1 protein-coding gene is annotated in these 4,730 nt (G+C 43.9%); it reads left to right on the top strand.

What is annotated here, in order from left to right:
* On the top strand, window positions 1–4,730 hold a 4,730-nt coding region (locus JBL43_RS20070), incomplete at both ends, for a beta strand repeat-containing protein (RefSeq protein WP_198843139.1).

Consider the following 4,730-nt stretch of genomic DNA (forward strand, 5'->3'; position numbering starts at 1 on the left):
GATAATCAAGAAATTTCTGAGTTTAGCTTAGCGGGTTCTATTTTAACTATTACCTTAGAAAATGGAAACACACAAACAGTTGACATTGCTGCTGCAAATTCTGATGATCAAAAATTAAGTATCGATAACAACATCTTAACATTAGAAGATGGTGGCACGGTAGTCTTAAGTAATTACTTAGACAATACTGATAATCAAGAAATTTCTGAGTTTAGTTTAGCAGGTTCTAATTTAACTATTACCTTAGAAAATGGAAATACACAAACAGTTGACATTTCTGCTGCAAGTTCTGATGATCAAAAATTAAGTATTGATAACAACATCTTAACCTTAGAAGATGGTGGTACGGTTGATTTATCAAACTATTTAGATAATACAGATAATCAAAAAATATCTGATTTTAGTTTAAATAATTCAAACAATATAATCACTTTAACACTAGAGAATGGTGGTACAAAAAATATTGACTTAACACCTATCCTTTTAAAAGGAGAAAAAGGTGACAAAGGCGATGACGGTGATTCTGCATATCAAGTAGCTTTAGCAAATGGTTTTTCTGGAACTCAATCAGAATGGTTGACTTCACTGGAAGGAAATGATGGTGCAAACGGAGCCGATGGTGCAACCGGTGCTAACGGTGATCAAGGTATTCAAGGATTAACTGGTGCTGACGGAGCAAAAGGTGATAAAGGTGATAAAGGTGAAAAAGGAGATACTGGTGCTAAAGGTGATCAAGGTATTCAAGGATTGACTGGTGCAACTGGTGCAACTGGTGCTAAAGGTGATAAAGGTGATACTGGATTAGCTGGAGCTGATGGTGCAACTGGTGCCCAAGGTGATCAAGGTATTCAAGGTTTAACAGGTGCAACTGGATTAGCTGGAGCCGACGGTGCAACTGGTGCTAAAGGTGATCAAGGTATTCAAGGTTTAACAGGTGCAACTGGATTAGCTGGAGCCGACGGTGCAACTGGTGCTAAAGGTGATCAAGGTATTCAAGGTTTAACAGGTGCAACTGGATTAGCTGGAGCCGACGGTGCAACTGGTGCTAAAGGTGATCAAGGTATTCAAGGTTTAACAGGTGCAACTGGATTAGCTGGAGCCGACGGTGCAACTGGTGCTAAAGGTGATCAAGGTATTCAAGGTTTAACAGGTGCAACTGGATTAGCTGGTGCTGATGGTGCAACTGGTGCCCAAGGTATTCAAGGATTAACTGGTGCTGATGGTGTTGACGGAGCAAAAGGTGACAAAGGTGAAAAAGGAGATACTGGTGCAACTGGACTAGCTGGAACTGATGGTGTTGACGGAGCAAAAGGTGATAAAGGTGAAAAGGGAGATACTGGTGCAACTGGTTTAGCTGGTGCTGATGGTGTTGACGGAGCAAAAGGTGATAAAGGTGAAAAAGGAGATACTGGTGCAACTGGACTAGCTGGAACTGACGGTGCAACTGGTGCCAAAGGTGATAAAGGTGATACTGGATTAGCTGGAGCTGATGGTGCAACTGGTGCCCAAGGTGATCAAGGTATTCAAGGATTAGCTGGTGCTGATGGTGCAACTGGTGCTAAAGGTGATCAAGGTATTCAAGGATTAGCTGGTGCTGATGGTGCAACTGGTGCTAAAGGTGATAAAGGTGATACTGGGGCTATTGGAGCAACTGGATTAGCTGGTGCTGATGGTGTTGACGGAGCAAAAGGTGACAAAGGTGAAAAAGGAGATATTGGGGCAACTGGATTAGCTGGAGCTGATGGTGCTGATGGTGCTGACGGAGCAAAAGGTGATAAAGGTGAAAAAGGAGATACTGGTGCTAAAGGTGATCAAGGTATTCAAGGATTGACTGGTGCAACTGGTGCTAAAGGTGATAAAGGTGATACTGGATTAGCTGGAGCTGATGGTGCAACTGGTGCCCAAGGTGATCAAGGTATTCAAGGATTAGCTGGTGCTGATGGTGCAACTGGTGCTAAAGGTGATCAAGGTATTCAAGGGGTTGCCGGTAATGATGGAACTAATGGAATAAACGGTACAAATGGCGATTCTGCTTATCAAGTAGCCGTGACAAACGGTTTCTCTGGTACTCAAGCTGAATGGTTGACTTCTCTAGAAGGAACTGATGGTAATAATGGTGCTGATGGTGCAACTGGTGCTAACGGAACCAATGGTGCAAATGGAGCTGACGGTGCAACAGGTGCCCAAGGTATTCAAGGGGTTGCTGGTAATGACGGAACAAACGGTACAAATGGTGATTCTGCTTATCAAGTAGCTGTAACAAATGGTTTCTCTGGTACTCAAGCTGAATGGTTGACTTCCCTAGAAGGAACTGATGGTAATAATGGTACTAACGGAACTAATGGAGCTGATGGTGCAACTGGTGCTCAAGGTATTCAAGGTGTTGCCGGTAATGACGGTGCGGATGGTGCAACCGGAGCTCAAGGTATTCAAGGTGTTGCTGGTAATGATGGAACAAATGGAACAAACGGTACGGATGGCGATTCTGCTTATCAAGTAGCTGTAACAAATGGTTTTTCTGGTACTCAAGCTGAATGGTTGACTTCCCTAGAAGGTACTGATGGTAATAATGGTGCAAATGGAGCCGACGGTGCTGATGGTGCAACTGGTGCTCAAGGTATTCAAGGATTAACTGGTAATGATGGTACAAATGGAGCCGACGGTGCAACTGGTGCCCAAGGTATTCAAGGAGTTGCTGGTACAAATGGTGATTCTGCATATCAAGTAGCTGTAACAAATGGTTTCGCTGGTACTCAAGCTGAATGGTTGACTTCTCTAGAAGGAACTAATGGTAATAATGGTACTAACGGAACTAATGGTGCTGATGGTGCAGCTGGAGCTCAAGGTATTCAAGGGGTTGCTGGTAATAATGGAACTAATGGTGATTCTGCTTATCAAGTAGCCGTGACAAACGGTTTCTCTGGTACTCAAGCTGAATGGTTGACTTCCCTAGAAGGAACTAATGGTAATAATGGTACTAACGGAACTAATGGTGCTGATGGTGCAGCTGGAGCTCAAGGTATTCAAGGGGTTGCTGGTACAAACGGTACAAATGGTGATTCTGCTTATCAAATAGCTGTAACAAATGGTTTCGCTGGTACTCAAGCTGAATGGTTGACTTCTCTAGAAGGAACTGATGGAAATAATGGTACTAACGGAACTAATGGTGCTGATGGTGCAACTGGTGCTCAAGGTATTCAAGGGGTTGCCGGTAATGATGGAGCTAATGGAACAAACGGTACGGATGGCGATTCTGCTTATCAAGTAGCTGTAACAAATGGTTTTTCTGGTACTCAAGCTGAATGGTTGACTTCTCTAGAAGGAACTGATGGTACAAATGGTACTAACGGAACTAATGGTGCGGATGGTGCAACTGGTGCTCAAGGTATTCAAGGGGTTGCCGGTAATGATGGAGCTAATGGAACAAACGGTACAACTGGTGCCCAAGGTATTCAAGGGGTTGCCGGTAATGATGGAACTAATGGAACAAACGGTACAAATGGCGATTCTGCTTATCAAGTAGCTGTAACAAATGGCTTTTCTGGTACTCAAGCTGAATGGTTGACTTCTCTAGAAGGAACTGATGGTAATAATGGTGCTGACGGTAATAATGGTGCTAACGGAACCAATGGTGTAAATGGAGCTGACGGTGCAACAGGTGCCCAAGGTATTCAAGGGGTTGCTGGTAATGATGGAACTAATGGAACAAACGGTACAAATGGCGATTCTGCTTATCAAGTAGCCGTGACAAACGGTTTCTCTGGTACTCAAGCTGAATGGTTGACTTCTCTAGAAGGAACTGATGGTAATAATGGTGCTGATGGTGCAACTGGTGCTAACGGAACCAATGGTGCAAATGGAGCTGACGGTGCAACAGGTGCCCAAGGTATTCAAGGGGTTGCCGGTAATGACGGTGCAAATGGAGCCGACGGTGCAACTGGTGCCCAAGGTATTCAAGGAGTTGCTGGTACAAATGGTGATTCTGCATATCAAGTAGCTGTAACAAATGGTTTCTCTGGTACTCAAGCTGAATGGTTAACTTCTTTAGAAGGAACTGATGGTAATAATGGTGCTGATGGTGCAACTGGTGCCCAAGGTATTCAAGGGGTTGCTGGAACAAACGGTACAAATGGCGATTCTGCTTATCAAGTAGCTGTAACAAATGGTTTCTCTGGTACTCAAGCTGAATGGTTGACTTCCCTAGAAGGAACTGATGGTAATAATGGTACTAACGGAACTAATGGTGCTGATGGTGCTCAAGGTATTCAAGGGGTTGCTGGTAATGATGGAACTAATGGAACAAATGGAGATTCTGCTTATCAAGTAGCTGTGACAAACGGTTTCGCTGGTACTCAAGCTGAATGGTTGACTTCTCTAGAAGGAACTGATGGTAATAATGGTGCTAACGGAACTAATGGTGCTGACGGTGCAACTGGAGCTCAAGGTATTCAAGGGGTTGCTGGAACAAACGGTACGAATGGCGATTCTGCTTATCAAGTAGCTGTAACAAATGGTTTTTCTGGTACTCAAGCTGAATGGTTGACTTCTTTAGAAGGAACTGATGGTGCTAACGGAACCAATGGTGCTGATGGTGCGACAGGGGCTCAAGGTATTCAAGGGGTTGCTGGTAATAATGGAACTAATGGTACAAACGGTACGAATGGCGATTCTGCTTATCAAGTAGCCGTAACAAATGGTTTTTCTGGTACTCAAGCTGAATGGTTGACTTC

The organism is Aureibaculum flavum (assembly GCF_016406085.1).
GTDB classification, from domain to species: Bacteria; Bacteroidota; Bacteroidia; order Flavobacteriales; family Flavobacteriaceae; genus Aureibaculum; species Aureibaculum flavum.